Below are 22,631 nucleotides of genomic sequence, written 5' to 3'. Positions count from 1 at the left end.
CGCGGGTCAGCTGACGGAGGAGTAGGCGACGACCCCGCGGCGCATGGCGTCGATGGCCTTGCCGGCGTTGTCGGCGACCTTGCTCCCCTTGGGCGCGGCGTCCCTCAGCTGGCCGAGCAGGTCGAGCAGCTGCTTGATCCAGCGGACGAAGTCGCCCGCCGCTAGGTCGCAGTCGGTCAGCACGGCGTCGAGGCTGTGGCCCTTGGCCCAGCGGAAGGCCGCCCAGGCGAAGCCGACGTCGGGCTCGCGCACGAACGACAGGCCGTGGTCCTCCTCGATGCCCTCCAGCTCGCCCCACAGCCGCACCATCTCCCCGAGGGCGTCGCGGGTGGCGCCGGCCGGGATCTTGGGGCTGCGGACGTCGTCGGCCTGCCGCGACTCGTACACCAGCGAGGACACGCACGCGGCCAGCTCGGCGGGGTCGAGGCGGTTCCAGATCCCGGCCCGCAGGCACTCGGCGGTGAGTAGGTCCAGCTCGGTGTAGAGCGAGGCGAGCCTGCGGCCCTGCTCCGTGACGGTCTCGCCGTCCAGGTAGCCGAGCTGGTCCAGCACGCCGCAGACCCGGTCGAAGGTGCGGGCGATGACGTGGGAGCGCCCCTCGACCCGGCGGCGCAGCCCCTCGGTCTCCCGGAGCAGCTTGTGGTAGCGCTCGGCCCAGCGGGCGTGGTCCTCACGCTCGTCACAGCCGTGGCACGGGTGCTGGCGCAGCTCCCGCCGCAGGCGTGTGATCTCATCGTCCTCCTGGGCGTGGTCGCGCGCCCGCGGCGGCTTGCCGAGGTCGCGGTCGCCCAGCTTGGCGTGCACGGTCGAGACCAGGTTGGCCCGTTCCTTCGGTGAGCGCGGGTTGAAGCCCTTCGGAATCCTGATCTTGTCGACCGGCTCGACCGGCACCGGGAAGTCGGCCGCCGACAGGCGCTTGACCTGCTTGCCGATCGTCAGCACGAGCGGCGCGGGCCCGTCGTGCCCCCGGCCGTTGACGCCGGGGTCGAGCACGACCGCGATGCCCGCGCGACGCCCGCCCGGCACCCGGATGACGTCGCCGGGCTTGAGGACCTCCAGCGACTGCACGGCCTGGGCCCGGCGGGCCGCCCCCCGCTGGCGCGACAGCTCGGCCTCACGGTCCGACAGCCGCCTGCGCATCGCCGCGTACTCCTCGAAGTCGCCGAGGTGGCAGGTCATGGCCTCGGCGTAGCCCTCCAGGGCCTGCTCCGCCTTGCGGAGCTGGCGGGCCAGGCCGACGACGGCGCGGTCGGCCTGGAACTGGGCGAAGGAGTCCTCCAGCAGCGTCCGCGCCCGCTCCCTGCCGACCTGCCCGACGAGGTTGACCGCCATGTTGTACGACGGCTGGAAGCTGGAGCGCAGCGGGTAGGTGCGGGTGCTGGCGAGACCGGCGACCGCGAGGGGGTCCATCCCCGGCTGCCAGACCACCACCGCGTGGCCCTCGATGTCGATGCCGCGCCGCCCGGCCCGGCCGGTGAGCTGGGTGTACTCCCCCGGGGTCAGGTCGGCGTGGGTCTCGCCGTTCCACTTGTCGAGCTTCTCGATGACCACGGACCTCGCCGGCATGTTGATGCCGAGCGCCAGCGTCTCGGTCGCGAAGACCGCCTTCACCAGGCCCTTGGTGAACAGCTCCTCCACGACCTCCTTGAACGCGGGGAGCATGCCCGCGTGGTGGGCGGCCAGGCCGCGCTCCAGGCAGTCGCGCCACTCGAGGTAGCCGAGCACCGCGAGGTCCTCGTCGGGCAGGTGCGCGGTGCGCTCGTCGACGATCTGGCGGATCTCGTGGCTCTCGGCCTCGGTGGTGAGGCGCAGCCCCGAGTAGAGGCACTGCATGACGGCGGCGTCACAGCCGTTCCTGGAGAAGATGAAGGTGATCGCCGGCAGCAGTCCCTCGGCGTCGAGCTTCTCGATCACGTCCGAGCGGCTCGGCGTCGTCCCCCGGCCCGGGCGCGAGTAGCCCCGCCTGCCCCTGGCCTGGGCCAGCCGCATCTCGTCGCGGGCGATCCGCATGAGCGAGGGGTTGACCCGCAGGGTGCCGTCGCCTTCGTCGACGAACAGGTCGAACATCTTGTTGCCGACCAGCATGTGCTGCCACAGCGGGACCGGGCGGTGCTCGTCCACGATCACCGTGGTGTCGCCGCGCACCTCCCCCAGCCACTCGCCGAACTCCTCGGCGTTGCTGACCGTGGCGGACAGGGCCACCACCCGCACCGACTCCGGCAGGTGGATGATGACCTCTTCCCAGACCGCGCCGCGGAACCGGTCGGCCAGGTAGTGGACCTCGTCCATCACCACGTACGCGAGGCCGGTCAGCGTGTTGGAGCCGGCGTACAGCATGTTGCGCAGGACCTCGGTCGTCATGATGACGATCGGGGCCTCGCCGTTGACGCTGTTGTCGCCGGTCAGCAGGCCGACGTTGCGCGCGCCGTACCGCCTGACCAGGTCGTTGTACTTCTGGTTGGACAACGCCTTGATCGGCGTCGTGTAGAAGCACTTGCGGCCCTGCTGCAGGGCCAGGTGGACGGCGAACTCCCCCACCACCGTCTTGCCCGACCCGGTCGGCGCGGCCACCAGCACGCCGTCCCCGGCCTCCAGCGCCTGACAGGCGTCGATCTGGAACTCGTCGAGCTCGAAGTCGTATAGTTCGCGGAACGAGGCGAGCGCGGGTCCGGTTCCGGACTGCCCCTCACGGAAGACGGCATAGCGTTCCGCTGGCGTACTCATACCGTCAACCCTACCGATAACGGGATTCCGGGTGTCCGCCATCGGTGATCCTTTCACGCGGGCGGCCTCACGCCGTGGTCCCCGGAGCCAGGACGCGCAGCGCCCCCGGCTCGACGACGCAGGTCAGCGGCGCCGGTCCGGCCCGCTCGCCGTCGGCGTAGGCGACCACGTCCCCGGCCTCATCCTCGTTCAGGGCCTCGATCTCGACCCGCCGGGCCCGCCGCAGGGTCACGGCGGGGTGACCGGTGTGGCTGCCCCGGTAGACGCGCGGAAACGTGCGCAGGAACTCGCCCTTGGGCACCGCGCCCAGCACGAGCACGTCGAGCAGGCCGTCGTCGGGCCGGGCGTCCGGGCAGATGCGCATTCCCGCGCCGTACGAGCGGGTGTTGGCCACCGCCACCAGCATCGCCTCGTGCCCGGCGGCCTCCCCGTCGAGAGTGATCCGGAAGGGGATCGGCGTGAACGACCGCAACTCGCGCACGAGCGCGACCAGGTATTTCGCCATTCCGGGCGGCCGGGTCATGGCGTTGGCCCGCTCGTTGACCCGGGAGTCGAACCCGCAGGCGAGGACGCCGGCGAACCACTCGCCCGTGCCCAGCCTCGCGGCGTCGATCGTCCGGCAGGCGCCCGCGGTCACGATGTCCGCGGCGGCGAGGGGATCCTTGCGGGGGATGCCGAGTGCGTCGGCGATGTCGTTGCCGGTCCCGGCGGGCACGATCCCGAGCGGCACGGCGGTCCCCGCCACGGCCTGCACGGCCAGATGGACCAGACCGTCACCGCCGTAGGCGACGAGTGCGGCCGGCCCGCCGGCGACGGCATCGCGGGCCCGGGCGAGCGCGTCGGCGGCCGAGGTGCCGACGATCACCGACACCGGGCGGCCGCCCGCCCGCAGTCGCCGCAGCACCGGGTCGAGCAGGCGTAGCGTACGGCCGCCGCGGGCAGCGGGATTGACCAGGACGACGATCTCATCGGCCATGAGCGGAACCTACCGCCGCCCGTCCGGCGGCACCAGAGGGATGTTCTGTCAGTCTCTGGCGTCGACCGAGTCCGCCGTGCCGTTCGCGGCCGACGGCCCGTCGAGCTCCTCCTCGATGGCCCGCGCGTGCTCCGCGTCGGCGATGTCGCGCTTCTTGTCGTGGAAGTACATGAACGCCATCGCGACGAAGAACAGGCCGACCATCGGGAGCGCCAGGGCCAGCATGGTGACGGGGTCCTGGCTCGGCGTCGCGACGGCCGCGAAGACGAACATCAGGAACACGACCATGCGGGTGTGCTTGGACACCGTCTTGAACCGGAGCACCCCGATGACGTTGAGGAACACCAACAGCAACGGCATCAGGAAGGAGATACCGAAGATGATCAGCATCGCGAGCGCGAAACTGAGGTACTCGTTGATGCTCACCAGCGTGATCGTGCCCTCGGGCGCGAAGCTGAGCAGCAGCGACAGGCCCTTGTCCATCGTGACGTAGGCGAGGGCCGAGCCGGCGGCGAACAGCGGGACGGACAGGCCGAGGAACGCGAACGTGTAGCGGCGCTCGTTCTGGTACAGGCCCGGGGTCACGAACGCCCAGATCTGGTAGATCCAGAAGATGGCCGAGACCACCACGCCGAAGATCACGGCGACCTTGAGGTTCACGAAGAAGGAGTCGAAGACTCCGTTCACGACGAGCGTGCACTCGGCCTTGTTGAGCTGGTGGGCCTGGGGCAGCCGGCAGTACGGCTGCTTCAGGAAGTTCCAGATGGGCTCGAAGTAGACGAACCCGACGGCGGTCCCTGCGACCACCGCCAGAATGGCCTTGATCAGCCGGTTGCGCAGCTCGCGGATGTGCTCCATGAGCGTCATCCGCCCGTCCTCCGGCGTGACGGGCGGCGTGGCGGGAGTCGACCGTTTCAACAGGGCCATCTAGCTCGTCCTGGGCTCGGTGGGGTGTGAGGCGGCGGGGGGCGCCCTAGTTGGAGCGCTGCTCGTTCTGCGAGCTCACCGGCTGCTGGCTCTCGCGCAGCTTCCGGTTCTCCTCCTCAAGCGTACGCAGCCGATCCTCGACGGACGGGGTGGCAGGCGGGATCTGCGCCGCCGGCGGGGTGACGGGCTCGGCCTGCGCCTTGACGGTCTGCCGCGCCTCGTCCTCCTCGCTCATCTTGCTGGTTTCCTTCTTGAACATGCGCAGCGACTGCCCCAGGGCCTTGGCGGTGTCCGGGAGCTTCTTGGCGCCGAAAAGAAGGATCAGAACCAGGAGGATCAGAATCCATTCCATGGGTCCGAGGTTGGGCATGTCGTGTCCTTACCGCGAGGGCCGTGGGTACTACTCCTCGATCGTACGCGCACCACACGCCTAAGTTCACCTGTCTTGGAGCTTCGAAATCACATCAATCCTGGGCAAAATCCCGCTATTCGGACATTCCGAGACGTCCCTTGGCCCGGTCGACCTCCGCGCGCAGCTCCCGCGCCGCGGTCAGCACCCGGGCCGCCGGCCACGCGAGGATTGCGAGCCCGGCCACCGCGGCCGCGAACAGGGCGAAGATCCATGTCATGCCGGCCATGCTAACGGCCACGACGGCGAGGTGATCGCAATCCACCCGGTCTGCGGCCTCGGCCCGGAGGGCAGCGAATTTCGCGACGCGATCAGGCTCCCTCCATGGCCCCTCAAAGAAACGGCGACCTCGTGGCGTGGCTCGGCAGCTGGCTGCCCCGACATGGCGAGATGGCTCACATGCAGGTTGGATCCACTACCTCCTCCGCGGGTGCCGCCCTCCAGACCGGCCTCGTCCGGCGCTCTATGGGCAGGAGTCGCCTTTTCCTCATTGCTCTGGCCGGCGCGGGCATGCTCCGTCTGCTTGCCCTCGTCGGCTACCCCACGGGCAACTGGCTGCCGGACTCCTTCGACTACGTCCATCTGGCCGTGGAGCGACAGCCGGGTCTCATCCGGCCAAACGGGTACTCGTTCTTTCTCGGCCTCCTCGCGATCTTCGGCGGCGTCCCGCTGATCCTGGTGATCCAGCACCTGCTCTCGCTCGGCACCACGACCGTCATGTACGCGCTGCTGCGCAGAAAGCGGCTGCCCGACTGGGGCGCAACCCTCGCCTGCCTGCCCATGCTCTACGAGCCACGGCAGCTTTTCCTGGAGCACTCGATCCTGTCTGAGGCGGTGTTCACACCCTGCCTCGTCCTGGTCGCCGTCCTGCTCCTTTGGCGCACGTCGCCGACGCGCACGCAGGTGATCGCGGCCGGGCTCTGCCTCGCGGCCGCGGCGCTGGTCCGGCCGGTGGTGCTGCCGATCCTAATCCTCGCCACGATCTATGTGGTGTCCCGGTCCGGCCGGCGGGCGGCCGTGGCGCTCACCCTGTCCTGTCTCCTGCCTCTCGCCGCGTACGGAGTCTGGTTCCACAGTGAGCACGGCCGCTACGGGCTCAGTAGCGCGGACGGTCTCATCCTTTGGTCGCGCGTCATGTCCTTCGCCGACTGCGCGCGCGTCGAACCGCCTCCGCGGCTCGCGGCGCTGTGCCCCCGGCGTGACACGCGCCGGATGCTCGCGCTGGGGAGCGAGGGGAACCGGGAGTGGCCGTGGAACCTCCTTCTCGACAGGAGGCAGCCGGTCCACTACCTTGTCGACCCCGACGGCTGGCCCTCGACGACACCGGGCCCGCTCTTCAGCCCGGAAAAGAACGATCTGGCCCGGGACTTCGCCCTCCGGGCGATCACGGCCCAGCCGGTCGACTACCTGCTGGTGACCCTTAGGGACATCGGACGGACGTTCTACCGGGCCGACATGCCCATTGATTCCGGACAGGTCACGGTGCGCTTCCATGACCGGCCGGAGCCGATGAGTTCCGGCGCGGCCGCGGAGGTGGCCCGGCTGCTGGGCGAGCCGCTCACCCAGTCTCAGGTCGAGCCCTTCGCCATGCTTATCCGTCAGTATCAGGATCGGGTGTATCTCGGGAGCGTGGGCCTCACGGTCCTTTTCGCCGCAGGCCTGGCAGGCCTGGCGGTACGGCGCAGGCGGAACGGCGCGGCGCTGTTCTGCTACGCCGCCGCGACGGTGCTCTTCCTTCTCCCGCCGGCCATCAATGAGGGCGAGTACAGATTCGCGACCCCAGCGATTCCGCTGGCCTGCATGGCACTGGCGTTGCTCTTCCGGCCCTCCGCGCGGACGGACACGCCGTTGCCTCCCCCGACGGCGGAGACCCCATCGGTGGCCGGGGCGATGGCCAGGTAGCCGGGTGTGCTCACGTCCGGGCCCGTACGAGGCCGTATCGGGCCCACGCCGGCGAGCACCGCAGAGCGCCCGCCCGTCAGCCTGCGGTCTCGTAGTTGGCCAGCGCCTGCCTGGCTGTGGCCGTCACCCGCTCGGCGAGCGACGACGGGGACAGCACGCGGCCGCTGTCGCCCAGCCGGAGCGCGAGCCGCACCAGCCAGGACTGGTCACGGGCCCGCAGCGAGACGCGCAGGCGTCCCTCGCCCAGCTCGGCGACCTCCTCGCAGGGGTAGTACTCGGCCACCCAGCGGCCCGCCGGGGTCAGCTCCAGCTCGACCAGCTCGTCGCTGTCCGACGGCCGGAACACGCCCTGGGTCACGTCCATCGGCTCGGCCCCGGCGGGCGGGTCCACGGGCACGTCGAGGACCTCGACGTCCAGGATCCGGTCGACGCGGAACATCCGCATCGCCTCCGCGCGGTAGCACCAGCCCTCGAGGTAGTGCCGGCCGTCCACCAGCACGACCCGCAGCGGGTCGACCTCCCTGGGGGTGATCTCGTCGCGCCCCGGGACGTAGTAGCGCAGCGACAGCCGGCGGCCCCGCCGGGCGGCGTCGGTGATCACCGCGTGGGCGTCCGGGGCCGCGCCGATCTCCACCTGCACCTGGCTGCTCACGGTGGCCGCGCCCTCGCCCGCCGCCTGCTCCAGCTTCGCGATGACGCGGCCGAGCACGTCGCGGCCCTGGAACTCGGGCAGCTCGTCGAGCATGCGCAGCGCGACCAGCAGCGCGCTCGCCTCGTCCACGCCGAGCTTGAGCGGCCGGGCGATCGCCTCGGCGTTGTCGATGAGGATCTCGCCGCCGTCCCACGAGACGTCGATGAGGTCGCCGGGGGTGTGCCCGGGAAGCCCGCACATCCAGACGAGCTGGAGGTCGTCGACGAGCTGCTTTTCCGACAGGCCGAACAGCCGCGCGACCTCGGGCACCTGCGCGCCCGGGTGCGACATGAGGTACGGCACCAGCGCGAGCAGCCGCGGCAGCCGGTCCGAGCTCACTGCAACGCCCCCTTCAGACGGCGGATCACGGCCTCGCGTGCGTCCGGCGGGTCCATTACGACGGCGTCGTGGCCGAGGCTGGCCAGCCACCCGGCCAGCCGTTCGGGGTCGGCGAAGGTCACCTCGGCCTCATCCCACTCGCCCTCGCCCGTCCGTACGGTCTGGGCGGCGTGCCGCAGGCCGAGGCAGGTGCCCTTACGCACCCGCACCAGGGCGACCCGCTCGTTCGGCAGCTCCTGGTAGCCCACCATGGCGCGCAGGTCCAGCCTCTCGGGCACGGTGAACGCCCCCGGCCGCCCGAGCGTGGACACGGCCCCGGTGATCCGGCTGAGCCGGAAGACCCGGGCGGCGCCGCGGTCGCGGTCGTGCCCGGCCAGGTACCACCGGCCGCGCCGGCTGACGACCCCCCACGGCTCGACGGTCCGCCGCAGCACCGACTCGCTGCCGGCCGAGCGGTAGTCGAAGGCGACCACGCGCCGGTCCCGCACCGCCTCCCACAGCGCGGGGAACGCGGGGTCGCGGGTGTCCACCCGCAGCTCCAGGGGGCTTTCGGCGAGGTCGGCGTGCACGCCGCCCGCGGTCAGCTTCAGCAGCGCCCCACCGGCCGCCTCCGCGAGGCTCGCCCGCTGCCACACCTGCGCGGCCAGGCCGATGACGGCGGCCTCGTCCGGCTCCAGGGTGATCTCGGGCAGCTCGTAGGCCTCGCGCACGATCCGGTAGCCGGGGTCGTCCTCCCAAGGGTCCTTGTGGACCTCGATGGGGATGCCGATCTCGCGCAGCTCGTTCTTGTCGCGCTCGAACATGCGCTGGAAGGCCTCGTCGTTGTCCGGGTCGTACCCGGGGACGGCCTGCCGGATCTGCTCCGCGCTCAACGGCCGCCGCGTCGCGAGCAGGCAGATAACCAGGTTGAGCAGCCGCTCGGTCTTCCGCCGCGACATCCGGGCCTCCCTTCCAGTCGAGAACGCTACCCTTTTCGGCGTGATCAGATGGCGCAAGGGCGAAGTGGTGCGGGTCCGGCGCGAGTGGCCGGGGGCGGTGGAACTCGACGTCGCCGTCGCCGAGGGCGAGTGCCGGGCCCTCGCCTATCCCCCGCTGGTGGGACGCCCTGAAGTGGGCGACACCGTGCTGCTCAACACGACCGCCCTCGCCATGGGTCTCGGTACGGGAGGGTACGCCATGGTGGTGGCCGTCCCGGACCGTTTACCGCAAGATCCTTCCGGCCCCGGCCACCTGGTGAAGGCACGCTACACCCCGTTGCAGGCCACCGTGCTCGGCGCGGACGAGCAGGGATCCCCGCACCACGAGGCGCTGCGGGAGGCGGACTCGGTCGACGGGATGCCCGTGGTCGTCGCGGACCTGCACTCCGCCCTGCCCGCGATCCTGTGCGGCCTCTACGCGGACTCCCCGGGCACCAGGGTGGCGTACGTGATGCAGGACGGGGGGGCGCTGCCCGCATGGTTCTCGATGTCGTGCGCGACGCTGCGCGAGCGCGACTGGCTGTGCGGGGTGGTGACGACCGGCCAGTCCTTCGGCGGGGACGTCGAGGCCGTCACGCTGCACACCGGCCTGCTGGCCGCCCGGCACGTGCTCGGCGCCGACGTCGCCGTGGTCGCGCAGGGGCCGGGCAACCTCGGCACCGGCACCCGCTGGGGGTTCTCCGGCGTCGCCGCCGGCGAGGCGGTCAACGCCGCCGCCGTGCTGGGCGGGCGGCCCGTGGCCGCGCTGCGGGTCAGCGAGGGCGACCGCCGCGAGCGGCACGTCGGGGTCTCGCACCACTCGCTCACCGCGTACGGCCGGGTCGCGCTGGCCCCGGCCCGGGTCGTCGTGCCGGATCTGCCCGGCGCGTTCGGGGCGGCGGTGCGCGAGCAGGCCGCGGCCCTGGCCACGCGCCACGAGATCGTGACCGTGCCGGTGGACGGCCTGCACGAGGCGCTGAAGGCGTCACCCGTGCGGCTGTCCACCATGGGCCGCGGCCTGGAGGGGGACCTGGCCTACTTCCTGACCTCCGCCGCCGCCGGGAGATTCGCGGCGTCGCTGCTGTCGTAGAAGTCCTTGAACGTGAACGCCTCCGGGCCCGGCCCCTGGGCCCGGAGCAGGTCCAGGCGTGCCATGGCCTCGCCGAGCGGCGGCAGGTGACCCTCGGGCACCCACCACATCACGGTGTACGGCTCGGCCATCCGGTGGAACCACTCCCGGCGGCGCCGCATCACCTCCAGATGGCCGCTGCGGTAGACGAAGTTCCACAACGTCTCGCGCGACTCCCAGACCGACAGATTCACGACCAGCATCGGTCCGTAGTCGTGCTGGATCAGGTCCGTGGGCTCGTCGCCCTCCTTCATGCGCCAGACGAAGCCGGGCGCGGCGTCCGACACCTGGTAGATCGGCGCGAGGGCGGCGAGGAAATCGGTCAGCGCGGGGGAGTCGAGGGGTTCCCTGAGATGGGCGACGTTGAGCTGGGCGAGATGCATGCCCCGATTCTAAGTCAATCTACGTTGTTTTTAGAAGGCGTGAAGGCCACACAACACTCCCCGGGTCTCGGATCGAGCGCCGCGGCGACCCCGGTCTCGCCCAGACCGGCCAGCATCCCCTCGCAGAGCGCGAGATTCATCGAGCACACGAGCAGCGGGTGGCTTTCGGCCAGCACATGGAAGGGGCAGTTCCGCAACCGCACCCGTCCGTCCTCCTCGTACGGCTCGTAGCCGCGCGCACGCAGCACCTCCACGAGATCGGCGGCCTCGCCGGCGCCGGAGGAGCCGGCCAGGCGCTCCCCCGCCCGCCGGGCGGCCTCCTCGGCCTTCTCCTCGCCGCCCAGCAGATCGACGGTCTCCGCCAGTACGAGCGCCAGCGTGCGGTAGTCCCGGGGCGGCAGGCTCACGGACCGCTCCTCGCGCACCCGCCGGTAGACCTTCGCGGGGCGGCCGCCTCCGGGGCCCGCCCGGCCGCTCAGCCGCTTGAATCCCGACTCCAGCAGGCCCGCCTCCACCAGTTTGTCCAGGTGATGGGCCGCCAGCGTGCGCTGGACGCCGGCCGCCTCGGCCGCCTCGTTGCGGCCCACGTCCCGCCCCTGCTCGGCCACGAACCGGTACAGCGCCCGCCGCACGGGATCGCCGAGCACGGTCATCGACTCCAGGTCGTCGCTCGTCACAGCCGGGAGTCTAGGTCGTGCCGCCGCCGGGACCGTTGACACCGTCGCGAGCGTGCTGCTTTTATTAGGAAACCTTCCTAACTAATCCCCCTCACGGAGGGTTCGACGCACGTGAAAGATCCGCTGATCAGGCGCACTCCCCGGCGCGCGGCTCCGCTACTCCTGGCCGTCGCGGCGGCCGTACTCCCCGCGGGAGCGGCCGGAGCCGCGACCGGCGGCCCGGCCGCCGCCGGGGAACCCCTGAAGGTCACGGTCATGGCCGCCCCGTCCGACCTCACCGACCCGAAGAAGAAGGAGATCGCGATGGAGCTCGTCTCCAGCGCGGAGAACTCCTCCCTCGACTGGAAGGCCCAGTACAAGTACATCGAGGACATCGACGACGGGCGCGGCTACACCGCCGGCATCATCGGCTTCTGCTCGGGCACCGGCGACATGCTCGACCTGGTCGAGCTCTACACCAAACGCAAGCCGGGCAACGTGCTGGCCAGGTACCTGCCCGCGCTGCGGAAGGTGAACGGCACCGACTCGCACCGGGGGCTCGACCCGGGTTTCCCCGCGGACTGGCGCGCCGCCGCCGCGGATCCGGTGTTCCAGCAGGCGCAGAACGACGAGCGCGACCGGGTCTACTTCGGCCCGGCCGTGGCCCAGGCCAAGGCCGACGGCCTGCGCGCGCTCGGCCAGTTCGTCTACTACGACGCCATCGTCATGCACGGCCCGGGCGACGACGCCGTCAGCTTCGGTGGCATCCGCAAGACGGCCATGAAGAAGGCGAAGACCCCGGCACAGGGTGGGGACGAGGTCGCCTACCTCAACGCGTTCCTCGACGCCCGTAAGGCGGCGATGAAGACGGAGGAGGCGCACAGCGACACCAGCCGGGTCGACACGGCTCAGCGGGTGTTCCTGAGGAACGGCAACCTCGACCTCGATCCGCCGCTGCGCTGGAAGGTCTACGGAGACGCCTACGAGATCCGGAGCTGACGCCCGCACGCCGACGGGCCCCTCCCGCCGGGCGGCGGGAGGGGCCCGTCGGCGTATGCGGTTGTCAGGCCGCGCCGAGGACGTCCACGACGAAGACGAGGGTGTCGGTGCCCTTGATGCCGCCCTGGGCGTTGCCCTCCTTGCCGTAGCCGAGGTCCGGCGGGATCGTGATGAGGACGCGGCTGCCGACGGGCACCCCGGTGAGGCCCTGCGACCAGCCCTTGACGACCTGGTTGAGAGCGAACGTCGCGGGCTGGCCGCGCTCCCAGCTGGAGTCGAACTGCTTGTCGGTGCCCCAGATCTTGCCGACGTAGTGGGCGAGGACCGTCTGGTCGGCCTTCACCGCCGGGCCGGCACCCTTGATCACGGTCTTGACGACGAGCTTCTTGGGCGCCTTCTCGCTGGTCTTGGTGGTCAGCGCCGGGGCCTTGTCACCGCCGGGGTTGCCGACCTTCACCCCGTCGACGCCCGGGTCGACGGCGGTGCCCTCGATCGACTTCAGCGTGGCCGACATGACGTCGATGACCAGCACCTGGGACGTGCTGTTGAAGTCCTGGCCCTGCTGCTTGGCCTGGTCGAGCTGCTCGGCGCTCAGGTTGTCCTTGGCCACGACGGCCATCACCCTGCCGCCGGGCTTGGCTCCGACGAGCGCCTCGTGCAGCGCCTTGGGCAGCTGCGGGCTGACCGAGACGAACTCCGACTTGCCCTGGTCGTAGTCCGAGCCCGCCGCCTTGTTCTCCTTGCCGTCCCAGTTGTAGACGGTGACGTTGGCGGTGAGGACGTCGCCATCCTTGGCGGGGGTGCCCTGTCCCTCGACGACCTTGATGGAGGCGGACGTGAGCGAGGGCTGGCCCGACGGGAACGTCAGGGTTGGCTTCTTGCCGACCTCTCCCGTCACCTTGATGGCCGTGGCCGCGGCCCGGGCCCCGGAGGCGGCGGGGCTCGCGCTGGAGGCGGTCTTCTGCGCGGTTCCGCAGGCGACGGCGAGCAACAGGGGCAGGGCGGCGACGAGTGCCGTACGACGGCGCATGTAGGTAATCCTCAAACAGACAGCGGGTCCGGGCCAGGCTACCCGAACCCGCCGTCAGAGCGGTGTAAGAGATCACATGCCGGCGATCAGCTTGTCGACCCTCTCGTCCACGCTGCGGAACGGATCCTTGCACAGCACGGTCCGCTGAGCCTGGTCGTTGAGCTTCAGATGGACCCAGTCGACGGTGAAGTCGCGCCGCTTCTCCTGGGCCTTGCGGATGAACTCCCCGCGCAGCTTGGCCCGTGTGGTCTGCGGCGGAACCGACTTGGCCTCGAAGATCTTGACGTCGTCGGCCACCCTCTCGACGGCCCCCCGCTTCTGCAGGAGGTAGAACAGGCCCCGCTTGCGGTGGACGTCGTGGTAGGCCAGGTCGAGTTGCGCGACGCGCGGCGACGACAGCGGCAGATCGTACTTCTGTCTGTAACGTTCAATCATCTGGTACTTGGTGACCCAGTCGATCTCCCGCGAGACGAGGTCGAGGTCGCCCGTCTCGACCGCGCGCAGCGTGCGCTCCCACAGCTCCAGCACTCGCTTGGCGATGGCGTCGCCGCCCCGCCGTTCGACGAAGTCCTGCGCCTTGGTCAGGTACTCCTGCTGGATCTCCAGCGACGAGGCCTCGCGGCCGTTGGCCAGGCGCACCCTGCGGCGGCCCGTCATGTCGTGGGACACCTCCCGGATCGCCCTGATCGGGTTCTCCAGGGACAGGTCGCGCATCACCACGCCCGCCTCGATCATGCGCAGCACCAGGTCGGTGGCGCCGACCTTGAGCAGCATCGTGGTCTCGCTCATGTTCGAGTCGCCCACGATGACGTGCAGCCGGCGGAACCGCTCGGCGTCCGCGTGCGGCTCGTCGCGGGTGTTGATGATCGGCCGGGACCGGGTGGTCGCGGAGGACACGCCCTCCCAGATGTGCTCGGCCCGCTGGGAGACGCAGTAGACGGCTCCGCGCGGGGTCTGCAGCACCTTGCCCGCGCCGCAGATGATCTGCCGCGTCACCAGGTAGGGGATCAGGACGTCGGCCAGCCGCCCGAACTCCCCGTGCCGGCCCACGAGGTAGTTCTCGTGGCAGCCGTAGGAGTTGCCGGCCGAGTCGGTGTTGTTCTTGAACAGGTAGATGTCTCCCGCGATGCCCTCCTCGCGGAGCCGCTTCTCGGCGTCCACGAGGAGACCCTCCAGGATCCGCTCCCCCGCCTTGTCGTGGGTGACCAGCTCCACGACGTTGTCGCACTCAGGGGTGGCGTACTCGGGATGGCTGCCCACGTCCAGGTACAGACGTGCGCCGTTGCGCAGGAATACGTTGCTCGATCGGCCCCAGGACACCACTCGCCGGAACAGGTACCGCGCCACCTCGTCCGGCGACAGCCTCCGCTGCCCGCGGAACGTGCAGGTGACGCCGTACTCGTTCTCCAGCCCGAATATGCGTCGATCCATCACCTCACCCTATTCCCCGAAACCGGCGGCCGAACAGTGATCAGGCGGTGGAATGAAGAGAAGGAGCCGTCAGGCGACGTAAATCTCCGTCACCTTGACGATCTGCCCGCCGTCGACGGTGATGAGCGCCCGCAGGTCGCCCTTGTCCGCCCGCAGGATCAGCTTGTCCCTGGAGCAGCGCTGGCTGCCGAGGTACCGGCCGTCGATGGTCTGGTCCTTGCCGTCGCAGCCGACCGCGCTGAGGAACACGACGTTCTTCGCGAGAGGCGCGGCGAAGGCCGTCGCGTCGCCCTCCGGCGGCCCCTCGAAGTGGCCGGTCGTGCTGCCGCCGTACTCCTTGACGAACTTGATCGGCCGGTACTCCGCGACGTTCTCGTCGTGCATGGCGACCAGCTGCCCGCGCACGACGCCGTCCCTGCTGGGGCTGAGCCCCTTGGTGAAGTCGTGCCCGGGGTCCGACTGGAGGGTCCCGCCGAAGGGCGCCGGCGTCTTGTCCGTGATCGGCGGCCCGGCCGGTTTCCGCGGGGTCGCGGTCGTGGCCGAGGCGGTGGGAGTCTCCGCCGCCGCCGGGGTGTCGGAGGCCTCCGGTGCGGGGGACGGCTCCGCGGGCGACGCGGGGGCGGTCACCGTCACGGTGGCCGTCACGGTGGGCGAAGCCGAGCTGCCGGAGGCCCCGGAGCAGGCGGTCAGCGACAGGAGGGCGACAGCGGCGGCCGGAACGCCCGCTCGCCGGAAAAGATCAAAAGTCATCACAACAGGATGAGAGTAGCGAAATCGAGGTTTGGTTGAGCCGTAATCCCTGATGCGGCCCCCGCAACAGGACGGCGCCGCGCCCCCGGAGAGGGACGCGGCGCCGCGATGGTACGGGCGGAAGGGCGGGCTACTCGCCGGAGCCCGTGTCGATCTCGCCCTCCGGGGCGATCGGCGGAGTGGCGCCGGGAGGCCGCTCGGCCTGCGCCTCCTCGGACGAGGCCTGCTCGGCGGCCGGCTGCCGCGCGCCTTCCTGGCCCTCCCTGGCGCTCTCCAGGAGCTTCTCCAGGCGGGGCCCGGTCAGGCGCAGGAACTTGCGGTGCTCCCTGCCGCGGTCGAGCACGGCGACCTCGAGCTGGGCCGCCGGGGGACGCTCGCCGCCCGGCTCGGTCAGGGCGGCCAGCGCGGCGTCGAGGGCCTGCGGCAGCGGCAGTCCCTCGCTGTAGCGCTCCTTCAGGCGTCCGCCGACGGCCTCGGCCTGGCCGCCGATCACGGCCATGCCCTGCTCGTCGAAGACGGAGCCGTCGAAGGTGATCCGGTAGATCTGGTCGTCCTCGGGGGCGTCGCCGACCTCCGCGACGACGATCTCCACCTCGAACGACTTGATCGACTCGGTGAAGATCATGCCGAGGTGCTGGGCGTACAGGTTCGCCAGGCCACGGCCGGTGACGTCGCTGCGGTTGAAGGTGTAGCCGTTGATGTCGGCGTAGCGGATGCCGGCCAGGCGGAGCGACTCGAACTCGTTGTAGCGCCCGACCGCGGCGAAGCCGATGCGGTCGTAGATCTCGCTGATCTTGTGCAGCGCCTTGGACGGGTTGGGCGCCACGAACAGGATGCCGTCGGCGTACTGCATCACGACCACGCTGCGACCGCGAGCGATGCCCTTGCGGGCATACTCCGCCCTGTCCCGCATGATCTGCTCGGGCGAGGCATATCCTCCGAAGGGGATGGACACCGGGGGTGATCCTCTCTTGGGTTAGCGCAGCGGCGCGGTCGGGCCTTCGGGGGCGGTCATCCGCCTCTCCAGCATGGACTCCACGAACTCGGCGACCTCGTCGTCCGGAAGACGGCGGAAGCCGTCCTCGGTGATGACGGCCACGACCGGCCAGATCTTCCGCATCACGTCGGGGCCGCCGGTGGCCGAGTCGTCGTCGGCGGCGTCGTACAGGGCGTGCAGGCAGGTCAGGACGGTGTCCTGCGGGCTTGCGTTCTCCCGGTACAGCTTCTTCAGCGACCCCCGGGCGAAGATCGAACCCGAGCCGATGGAGTGGAACTCCTTCTGCTCGTACGGCCCGCCGCCCACGTCGTAGCTGAAGATCCGCCCGGCGTCGCGGGCCGGGTCGTAGGCCGCGAACAGCGGCACGACCACGAGGCCCTGCATGGCCATGGGCAGGTTGCCGCGGATCATGGTGGCCAGGCGGTGCGCCTTGCCCTCGGTGGACAGCGAGCGGCCTTCGTTCTTCTCGTAGTGCTCCAACTCGACCCGGTACAGCCGGGCCAACTCCAGGCCGGTGCTCGCGGTGCCCGCGATGCCCATGCAGGAGTAGTCGTCGGTGCGGAACACCTTCTCGATGTCCCGCTGCGAGATTATGTTCCCGGAGGTCGCACGCCTGTCGCCCGCCATCACCACGCCGCCGGCGCAGGTCGCCGCGACGATGGTGGTCGCGTGCGGGATCTCGTCGCCCACCGGCGCCGCCAGCGACTCGTTGCGGGCGGGCAGCAGGTTCGGCGCGTGCACGCCGAGGAACTCCGAGAACGACGACGATCCCGTATATGTGAAGAGGCTGTTCATCCAGGCTGGCTGAGATGCCACGCGACTCCCTCCAAGCATGCGTTGTTACGCCCGACCATACTCAGGTCTCAGCGCTGGTTGCACTCTTCCCGATCAGCTCAGCGCGAACCAGACATCCCATAGGACGCCGGGCACCCATCCTTCACTCGTCCGCCGAGCGGCTTCTTTACGTGCCGGTCATCGCGTGCGAAGGTCGTGGCTGGAGCCCGATTCCTAAGGTCGTGCGGGTCTCGGTGGGTGACGATGGCGGCGAGACGATGACCACCAGGGCCGTGGTCGGCGGGACGTGGACGCTGGACGACCGGCTGGCCGGGCCGGTGGCGGAGGTGCCGGTGGAGGTGCGGCCCGGCACGGCCGCCCTCACGGTGCGCCTGTCCTACGACCGGTCGGCCGGTGTGCTCGACCTCGGCTGCGCCGGGCCCGCCGGGTTCCGCGGCTGGTCGGGCGGCGCGCGCTCCGAGTACACCATCGCCCCCTCCTGGGCCACCCCCGGCTACCTGCCCGGCGAGATCGAGCCGGGCGTGTGGCGAGTGCTGGTCGGGCTGCACCGCGTGCCCCTCGGCGGGCTGCCGTACGAGATCCGGGTGATCAGGCACGTGCGGCCGCCCGCCCGGCCGCGGCGGCGCCGCACCCGCTTCTCCCGCGTGCCCGGGCCGATCCCGCCCGACCCGGCCGCCGTACGCCGCCGCCTGCCGGCGCCGCCCGGGCACCGCTGGCTCGCCGGGGACCTGCACGCGCACACCGACCACTCCGACGGGACGCTGAGCGTCTACGAGCTGGCCTGCGTGGCGGCCGCGTCCGGGCTCGACTTCCTCGCGGTGACCGACCACAACACCGTCAGCCACCACGCGGAGCTGGCCGCCGCCTCGGCGCTGGCCGGGATCGTGCTCGTGCCGGGGCAGGAGGTGACCACCGACCTCGGGCACGCGGGCGCCCTCGGGGACGTCGGCTGGATCGACTTCCGGCTCCCGCCGGACGAGTGGGCGAAGGCCGTACGGGACCGGGGCGGGGTGCTGTCGGTCAACCATCCGGTGGCGGCCGACTGCGCGTGGCGGCACCCGATGGCCGACCGGCCGCGGACCGTGGAGCTGTGGCACCGGAGCTGGCACGACCGCACCCGGGGCGCGCCGCTGGCCTGGGCGCAGGCCTGGGCCGCGAACCTGACCGGCGACCTGACCGGCGACCTGGTCGTGGTGGGCGGCGGCGACTACCACCGGCCGGAGGAGGGCCACCCGCCCGGCGCGCCGGCGACGTGGGTGCTCGCCGAGGGCGACGGCCGGGGCCCCGAGGCCGCGGGGGCCGTCGTACGCGCCGTGGCGAAGGGGCGGACCGCGGTGTCGGCCTCCCTGAACGGCCCGCTGCTGCTGCGGCTGGAGGACGAGTTCCTGGCCGTGGACGCCGACGGGCTGGTGCTGTGGGGGCCGCGGACCCGCCGGGTGGTCCGCGGGGACCTCGCGCTCCTGCCGGCCGGGCCGGGGATGCACCGGCTGGAGACGCCCGTCAACGAGCTCATGGCCGTGTGCAGCTGACGTGGTTGCGCCACGCCGCCGGTGGGGAGGTGCAGGGCAGGCCGCCGAGCGGAGGAGGGTGAGGACGTGGACACGGTGAAGGTGGGGATCGCCGGGCTCGGCGTGGTCGCGCAGGTCGTCTACCTGCCTCTACTGGCGCGGCGGCGCGACCTGTTCCGGGTCACCGCCGTGTGCGACCTGGACCGCGGGCACGCGGAGACGGTGGGCCGGGAGGCGGGCGTCCCGGCGTACGACGACCCATGGGCGATGCTGGACGAGGGCGGGTTCGACGCGCTGATCGTGCTCACGCCGGGCTCCCACGGGCCGCTGGTGCGGGCCGCGCTCGAACGCGGCCTGTGGGTGCTGTGCGAGAAGCCCCTCGCCTTCAGCCGGGCCGAGCTGAGCGGCCTGTCCGGCGAACGCCTGATGACCGGCTACATGAAGCAGTACGACCCGGCCTCCCAACGGCTGCTGGAGGCGCTGCACGAGGCCGGCGGGCCGGGCGTGGTCCGCCACCTGGACGCCACCGTGCTGCACCCGTCGCAGGAGTCCCAGCTGCTGTTCGCCCGCGCGCGGCCCGGACGGCCCTCCCCCGAACGGACGACCCCCTACGCGGAGGCCGACGACCGGGCGCTCACCGCCGCGCTCGGCACCTCGTCGGAGCGGCTGCGGCGGCTGTACGCCGAGGTCCTGCTGGGCAGCCTCTGCCACGAGCTGTCGCTGCTGCGGCTGTTCACCGGATCTCCGGACACGGTGGACCATGTGGCCGTGTGGCCGGTGGAGGCCTTCCCGCCGTCGCTGGAGGTGAGCGGGACGCTGCCCGTCGAGGGCTCCGGCCGGTACGGCCTGCGGTGGCACTACCTGCCGAGCTATCCGGCCTACCACGAGGTGATGACCCTGCACCACGAGCACGGCTCGCTGGAGCTGCGCTTCCCCTCGCCGTACATGCTGAACACGCCCACCCGGCTGACGGTCACCTGCCGCGTCGGCACCACCGAGCGGACGGTCGTCAACGAGGACGTCGCCGAGGCGTTCGAGCGGCAACTGCGCGCCTTCCACCGCTTCGTCACCCAGGACGAACCGCCGCTCACCGGACTCGACGGGGCCCTGGAGGATATTGTCACGGCGCAGCGGATCGTGCACCGGTACGCGCGCTGGGCCGGCGTCCCCATCGGCGGGGAGTGCGCCCAGGAGGTCACCGGCGCCCCCCGGGAGGCGACCGCCGGGGCCGGCGTCAGCAGCTACGCCGAGGAGGGCGCGAGTGGAGCCATCGGTCACGCCGAGCAGAGCGTCAGCGGATAGCGGCGAGATCGTGGTGGTCCCGCACACGCACTGGGACCGCGAGTGGTACCTGCCCTTCCAGCGGTTCCGCGTCGGCCTGGTGCGGGTGCTCGACGAGGTCCTGGACGCCATGGCCGCCGACCCCGCCTACCGCTTCACGATGGACGGCCAGCTCGCCGCGGTCGAGGACTACCTGGAGATCCGCCCGGAACGCCACGGCGACGTCGCCCGGTTCGTCGCCGAGGGGCGGCTCGCCGTCGGGCCCTGGCTGATCCTCGCCGACGAGTTCCTGTGCTCGGGCGAGACCCTGCTGCGCAACCTGGAGTACGGCATGCGGGGGGCGGCCGCGCTCGGCGGCGCCATGCCGGTCGGGTACCTGCCCGACCAGTTCGGCCACTGCGCCCAGATGCCGCAGATCCTGTCGCTGGCCGGGCTGCGCGCGGCGTGCCTGTGGCGGGGCGTGCCCGCGCACGTGGACCGCGACGCCTTCGACTGGACCGGGGCCGACGGCACGACGATCAGGACGAGATACCTGCCCGGCGGGTACGGCAACGCCTCCGGCCTGTTCACCGGCCCGGCCGAGGGCCTGCCCGACCGCGTGGCGGCCTTCGTCTCGAACGCGCAGGACTGGGCGGCGGACGGGACGCTGCTGGCGATGTACGGCGCCGACCACTCGGCTCCCGCCCGCGAGATCACCGCGTCGGGACTGCGCGTCGCCACCCTCGCCGAGGCCCTGACCGGCCTGGACGGTCCCGGCGGCGGGCTGCCGCGTGTGACGGGCGAGCTGCGCTCGCACGCGCGGGCCAACCTCCTGCCCGGCGTGATCTCGGCCCGGGTGCCGCTGAAGCAGGCCATGGCGCGGGCCGAGCGGGTTCTCACCCGCTACGCCGAGCCGCTGTCCGCGCTGTGGCTCACCGACCGTTCGGCGTGCGAGCGCCTGATCGACATGGCCTGGCGGTCGGTCATCGCCTGCGGCGGGCACGACTCGGTCACCGGGTGCGGCTCCGACGAGACCGCCCAGCAGGTGGCCGCGAGGATGGCCGAGGCCGGGCAGACGGCCCAGGCGGTCGTGGACCTGGTCGCGGCGTCCCTCGCCGGGGCCGCGCCGAAGGACTCGCTCGTCGTCGTCAACCCGTCCCCGTTCGAGCGGACCGGCCTGGTGCTCGCCGACCTGCCCGAGGACCGGGCGTCGCTGGCGGACGGCCGCGGGCGTCCCGTCCCCGTCACCGTTCCCGTGCAGCGGCTCGAACACGCCGCGACCCTGCTCGACGAGACCGTCATGGACGACCTCTCCCGGCTGCTCGGGCGCGTCCACGAGCGGGAACTGTACGGCCACGAGATCGTCTCCTGGGCCGCCGCGGACGGCGTGTTCACCGTCACCGTGAGCCGCCACGCGTCCGGCGCGTACGCGTACGAGGACCTGCGCAGGGCCGTCCTCGATGCCGGTCCGGGGCCGTGGACCGTCCGCACGGTGGCCGAGCCCGTGGTCACCGTGGCCGCGCTGGTCACCGTGCCGCCGCTGGGCCGCGCCGTCCTCACCGCACGTCCGGTCGCGCCCGCCGGGCCCGCCCCCGTCCCGGGCGCTTTGCGGACCGACCCGTACGGGTTCGAGCCGGTGCTGGACAACGGCCTGCTGTGGGTGCGCGTGGCCGGCGACGGGACGCTGTCCCTGCGCGGGGCGGGCGGCGTCGAGGTCCACGGCGTCGGGCGGATCGTCCACGGCGGGGACGCCGGGGACACCTACAACCACGCGCCGCCGCCCGGCGACCGGCTCCTCGACCGGCCCTCCCGCGTCACCGTCGAGGAGATCTGCTCGGGACCGCTGACCGGCGTATACGAGATCACCCGCGGGTACGACTGGCCGGCCGGCGCGGGCGACGCCGCGACCGTGCCGGCGGACGTCACGACCCGGGTGGAGCTCAGGGCGGGCGAGCGGTTCGCGCGGTGCGAGATCACCATGGACGTGCGCTGCCGCGACCACCGCGTCCGCTGGCACGCGCCGCTGCCCCGGGCGGCGGCCGAGTCGTACGCGGAGGGACAGTTCGCCGTGGTGCGGCGCGGCCTGTCCGCCGAGGGCGGAGGCGGAGAGCGTCCGATCCCGACCTTCCCCGCCGAGTCCTTCGCGGCCGCCGGCGGCCTGGCCGTGCTGCTCGACCACGTCACCGAGTACGAGATCAGCGAGAGTGGGGCCGAGATGGCGCTCACGCTCGTGCGGTCCGTCGGGTATCTGTCCAGGAACCGCAATCCCTACCGCGACGAGCCCGCGGGGCCGGAGGTGCAGGCCCCGGCCGCCCAGTGCCAGGGGCCGCTGACCGTGCGCCTGGCCGTCCTGCCGTACGCGGGCGGGTGGCACGAGGCGGGGCTGCCGCGGCTCGCGGAGGAGTTCCGCCACGACCTGCTCGCCGTGCCCGGCGCTGGCGCGGGCGACACGGGCGGTGCGGCGGGGACGGGCTGGGGCGGCCGTCTGTCGGTCGGCGGGGACGGCGTCGTGATGACCGCTCTGCGCGAGCGGGACGGACGGCTGGAGGTCCGCCTGGTGGCCGAGCATCCCACGGCCACCGAGGCGGTCGTACGAGGAGATTTCACCGCGGCCTGGACGGCCGGCGTTCAGGGCTCTCCCCTGAGCCCTCTGGAGGTGTCCCGCGACGAGGGGGCCTCATGGCGGACGGTGCGCGTCCCGCTCAGGCCCTTCGAGATCGCGACCGTTCATCTCGCCATGGCGTGACGGCGCCCGGCGGCGCCGCTGCC

The 22,631-nt window shown here is 71.8% G+C and carries 20 protein-coding genes; 6 read left to right on the top strand and 14 right to left on the bottom strand.

Annotated elements, in window-relative coordinates; genetic code table 11:
* Positions 1-6: 6 nt before the first annotated feature.
* The 5 genes from ACWEQG_RS24880 to ACWEQG_RS24860 form a co-directional block, all read right to left on the bottom strand.
* On the bottom strand, positions 7-2,724 hold the full coding sequence (locus ACWEQG_RS24880; protein WP_452288157.1) for a DEAD/DEAH box helicase: 2,718 nt from the start codon (positions 2,722-2,724) through the stop codon (positions 7-9).
* Positions 2,725-2,791: 67 nt separating this feature from the next.
* Entirely contained in the window at positions 2,792-3,700 is a 909-nt protein-coding gene (locus ACWEQG_RS24875) for a diacylglycerol/lipid kinase family protein (RefSeq protein ID WP_452288155.1), read from the bottom strand.
* A 48-nt stretch (positions 3,701-3,748) separates the two neighbouring features.
* Complete coding sequence (gene tatC / locus ACWEQG_RS24870) at positions 3,749-4,627, bottom strand: twin-arginine translocase subunit TatC (RefSeq protein WP_452288153.1); 879 nt, start codon at positions 4,625-4,627, stop codon at positions 3,749-3,751.
* Between the two features lie 46 nt (positions 4,628-4,673).
* Positions 4,674-4,997, bottom strand: coding sequence for a Sec-independent protein translocase subunit TatA (gene tatA / locus ACWEQG_RS24865; protein ID WP_452288151.1), 324 nt, complete (start codon positions 4,995-4,997; stop codon positions 4,674-4,676).
* 115 nt (positions 4,998-5,112) lie between these two features.
* Positions 5,113-5,256: a hypothetical protein gene (locus ACWEQG_RS24860; protein ID WP_452288150.1), complete on the bottom strand. Its 144-nt coding sequence runs from the start codon at positions 5,254-5,256 to the stop codon at positions 5,113-5,115.
* Positions 5,257-5,546: 290 nt separating this feature from the next.
* On the opposite strand from ACWEQG_RS24860, the gene ACWEQG_RS24855 reads away from it, so the two are divergent.
* Positions 5,547-6,938, top strand: a complete 1,392-nt coding sequence (locus ACWEQG_RS24855; RefSeq protein ID WP_452288148.1) for a hypothetical protein — start codon at positions 5,547-5,549, stop codon at positions 6,936-6,938.
* Between the two features lie 76 nt (positions 6,939-7,014).
* Here the strand turns inward: ACWEQG_RS24855 and ACWEQG_RS24850 are convergent, their stop codons facing one another.
* Both ACWEQG_RS24850 and ACWEQG_RS24845 read right to left on the bottom strand, forming a co-directional pair.
* A complete protein-coding gene (locus tag ACWEQG_RS24850) occupies positions 7,015-7,968 on the bottom strand; it encodes a helix-turn-helix transcriptional regulator (RefSeq protein WP_452288146.1) in 954 nt (317 codons plus the stop codon).
* On the bottom strand, positions 7,965-8,906 hold the full coding sequence (locus ACWEQG_RS24845) for a helix-turn-helix transcriptional regulator (RefSeq protein WP_452288144.1): 942 nt from the start codon (positions 8,904-8,906) through the stop codon (positions 7,965-7,967). The genes ACWEQG_RS24850 and ACWEQG_RS24845 overlap by 4 nt, the downstream gene beginning before the upstream one ends.
* Before the next feature lie 40 nt (positions 8,907-8,946).
* On the opposite strand from ACWEQG_RS24845, the gene ACWEQG_RS24840 reads away from it, so the two are divergent.
* Positions 8,947-10,014, top strand: coding sequence for a DUF3866 family protein (locus ACWEQG_RS24840; RefSeq protein WP_363464554.1), 1,068 nt, complete (start codon positions 8,947-8,949; stop codon positions 10,012-10,014).
* Here ACWEQG_RS24840 and ACWEQG_RS24835 read toward each other — a convergent pair.
* Together ACWEQG_RS24835 and ACWEQG_RS24830 are read right to left on the bottom strand one after the other, a co-directional pair.
* Complete coding sequence (locus ACWEQG_RS24835) at positions 9,960-10,436, bottom strand: DUF3291 domain-containing protein (protein ID WP_452288142.1); 477 nt, start codon at positions 10,434-10,436, stop codon at positions 9,960-9,962. The genes ACWEQG_RS24840 and ACWEQG_RS24835 overlap by 55 nt on opposite strands.
* Positions 10,437-10,450: 14 nt before the next feature.
* Positions 10,451-11,113, bottom strand: coding sequence for a helix-turn-helix transcriptional regulator (locus ACWEQG_RS24830; RefSeq protein ID WP_452288141.1), 663 nt, complete (start codon positions 11,111-11,113; stop codon positions 10,451-10,453).
* Positions 11,114-11,224: 111 nt separating this feature from the next.
* Here ACWEQG_RS24830 and ACWEQG_RS24825 point away from each other — a divergent pair, with 111 nt between their 5' ends.
* The gene (locus tag ACWEQG_RS24825) at positions 11,225-12,091 is read left to right on the top strand and encodes a chitosanase (protein WP_452288139.1); all 867 of its coding nucleotides are present in this window, start codon (positions 11,225-11,227) and stop codon (positions 12,089-12,091) included.
* 64 nt (positions 12,092-12,155) lie between these two features.
* On the opposite strand, the gene ACWEQG_RS24820 is transcribed toward ACWEQG_RS24825, so the two are convergent.
* The 5 genes from ACWEQG_RS24820 to prcB form a co-directional block, all read right to left on the bottom strand.
* Positions 12,156-13,121 carry an FKBP-type peptidyl-prolyl cis-trans isomerase gene (locus tag ACWEQG_RS24820; RefSeq protein WP_452288137.1) on the bottom strand — a complete coding sequence of 322 codons (966 nt, stop codon included), beginning with the start codon at positions 13,119-13,121 and terminating at the stop codon, positions 12,156-12,158.
* Between the two features lie 72 nt (positions 13,122-13,193).
* Positions 13,194-14,552, bottom strand: coding sequence for a Pup--protein ligase (gene pafA / locus ACWEQG_RS24815; RefSeq protein WP_169982282.1), 1,359 nt, complete (start codon positions 14,550-14,552; stop codon positions 13,194-13,196).
* A 69-nt stretch (positions 14,553-14,621) separates the two neighbouring features.
* Positions 14,622-15,302 carry a hypothetical protein gene (locus ACWEQG_RS24810; RefSeq protein ID WP_452288135.1) on the bottom strand — a complete coding sequence of 227 codons (681 nt, stop codon included), beginning with the start codon at positions 15,300-15,302 and terminating at the stop codon, positions 14,622-14,624.
* Between the two features lie 130 nt (positions 15,303-15,432).
* Positions 15,433-16,257, bottom strand: coding sequence for a proteasome subunit alpha (gene prcA / locus ACWEQG_RS24805; protein ID WP_452288133.1), 825 nt, complete (start codon positions 16,255-16,257; stop codon positions 15,433-15,435).
* Between the two features lie 21 nt (positions 16,258-16,278).
* The gene (gene prcB / locus ACWEQG_RS24800; protein WP_363464595.1) at positions 16,279-17,094 is read right to left on the bottom strand and encodes a proteasome subunit beta; all 816 of its coding nucleotides are present in this window, start codon (positions 17,092-17,094) and stop codon (positions 16,279-16,281) included.
* 233 nt (positions 17,095-17,327) lie between these two features.
* Here prcB and ACWEQG_RS24795 point away from each other — a divergent pair, with 233 nt between their 5' ends.
* The 3 genes from ACWEQG_RS24795 (at position 17,328) to ACWEQG_RS24785 (ending at position 22,608) form a co-directional block, all read left to right on the top strand.
* Positions 17,328-18,623 (top strand): CehA/McbA family metallohydrolase, encoded by a 1,296-nt coding sequence (locus tag ACWEQG_RS24795; RefSeq protein WP_452288131.1) that lies wholly within the window; start codon positions 17,328-17,330, stop codon positions 18,621-18,623.
* Between the two features lie 66 nt (positions 18,624-18,689).
* Complete coding sequence (locus ACWEQG_RS24790) at positions 18,690-19,904, top strand: Gfo/Idh/MocA family protein (RefSeq protein WP_452288129.1); 1,215 nt, start codon at positions 18,690-18,692, stop codon at positions 19,902-19,904.
* Complete coding sequence (locus tag ACWEQG_RS24785; protein WP_452288127.1) at positions 19,864-22,608, top strand: glycoside hydrolase family 38 N-terminal domain-containing protein; 2,745 nt, start codon at positions 19,864-19,866, stop codon at positions 22,606-22,608. The genes ACWEQG_RS24790 and ACWEQG_RS24785 overlap by 41 nt, the downstream gene beginning before the upstream one ends.
* The last annotated feature ends 23 nt before the right edge of the window (positions 22,609-22,631 follow it).

The sequence above is a fragment of the Microbispora sp. NPDC004025 genome, assembly GCF_053604425.1.
The sequence above is the reverse complement of the archived record's forward strand: the minus strand, read 5'-3'. Positions and strand labels throughout refer to the sequence as shown.

Bases quoted from the DNA above. Each gene is read 5' to 3' on its own strand.
- tatC (WP_452288153.1), bottom strand. From the start codon at position 4,627: ATGGCCCTGTTGAAACGGTCGACTCCCGCCACGCCGCCCGTCACGCCG.
- ACWEQG_RS24810 (WP_452288135.1), bottom strand. From the start codon at position 15,302: ATGACTTTTGATCTTTTCCGGCGAGCGGGCGTTCCGGCCGCCGCTGTC.
- tatA (WP_452288151.1), bottom strand. From the start codon at position 4,997: ATGCCCAACCTCGGACCCATGGAATGGATTCTGATCCTCCTGGTTCTG.
- pafA (WP_169982282.1), bottom strand. From the start codon at position 14,552: ATGGATCGACGCATATTCGGGCTGGAGAACGAGTACGGCGTCACCTGC.
- ACWEQG_RS24875 (WP_452288155.1), bottom strand. From the start codon at position 3,700: ATGGCCGATGAGATCGTCGTCCTGGTCAATCCCGCTGCCCGCGGCGGC.
- ACWEQG_RS24820 (WP_452288137.1), bottom strand. From the start codon at position 13,121: ATGCGCCGTCGTACGGCACTCGTCGCCGCCCTGCCCCTGTTGCTCGCC.
- ACWEQG_RS24845 (WP_452288144.1), bottom strand. From the start codon at position 8,906: ATGTCGCGGCGGAAGACCGAGCGGCTGCTCAACCTGGTTATCTGCCTG.
- ACWEQG_RS24880 (WP_452288157.1), bottom strand. From the start codon at position 2,724: ATGAGTACGCCAGCGGAACGCTATGCCGTCTTCCGTGAGGGGCAGTCC.
- prcB (WP_363464595.1), bottom strand. From the start codon at position 17,094: ATGAACAGCCTCTTCACATATACGGGATCGTCGTCGTTCTCGGAGTTC.
- ACWEQG_RS24835 (WP_452288142.1), bottom strand. From the start codon at position 10,436: ATGCATCTCGCCCAGCTCAACGTCGCCCATCTCAGGGAACCCCTCGAC.
- ACWEQG_RS24855 (WP_452288148.1), top strand. From the start codon at position 5,547: ATGCTCCGTCTGCTTGCCCTCGTCGGCTACCCCACGGGCAACTGGCTG.
- ACWEQG_RS24860 (WP_452288150.1), bottom strand. From the start codon at position 5,256: ATGACATGGATCTTCGCCCTGTTCGCGGCCGCGGTGGCCGGGCTCGCA.